Origin of the sequence: Neisseria sp. P0018.S001, from assembly GCF_051957355.1 — a bacterium.
Taxonomy (GTDB): Bacteria; Pseudomonadota; Gammaproteobacteria; order Burkholderiales; family Neisseriaceae; genus Neisseria; species Neisseria subflava_A.
Genome location: NZ_JBQCWN010000096.1, coordinates 1 through 284 on the forward strand (window position 1 = coordinate 1; position 284 = coordinate 284).

The 284-nt window shown below is 52.5% G+C and carries 1 protein-coding gene; it reads right to left on the bottom strand.

The genetic code is table 11. The annotated features are described in order from the left end of the window. On the bottom strand, positions 1-252 hold a 252-nt coding region (locus tag ACTHTJ_RS11005; RefSeq protein ID WP_061386608.1), incomplete at its 3' end, for an IS5/IS1182 family transposase. Positions 253-284: the final 32 nt, after the last annotated feature.

The following is a 284-nucleotide window of genomic DNA, read 5'->3' on the forward strand; positions in this document are numbered from 1 at the left end:
GCGGGTGATGAGGCTGTGTTCGAGTTCGGGATCGGAGAGGCTGTGCCATTGTCCGAGCAGGACGGCTTTGAACATGGACAACAGGGGATAGGCGGGACGGCCGCGGTGGTCTCGGAGGTAACGGGTTTTTTGACGATTCAGGTATTGTTCGATCGGTTGCCAATCAATCACCTGATCCAACTTCAATAGTGGGAAACGGTCGATGTGTTTGGCAATCATGGCTTGGGCGGTTTGCTGAAAGAAGGTGCTCATGGAAAATCCCCTAAATGTCTTGGTGGGAATTT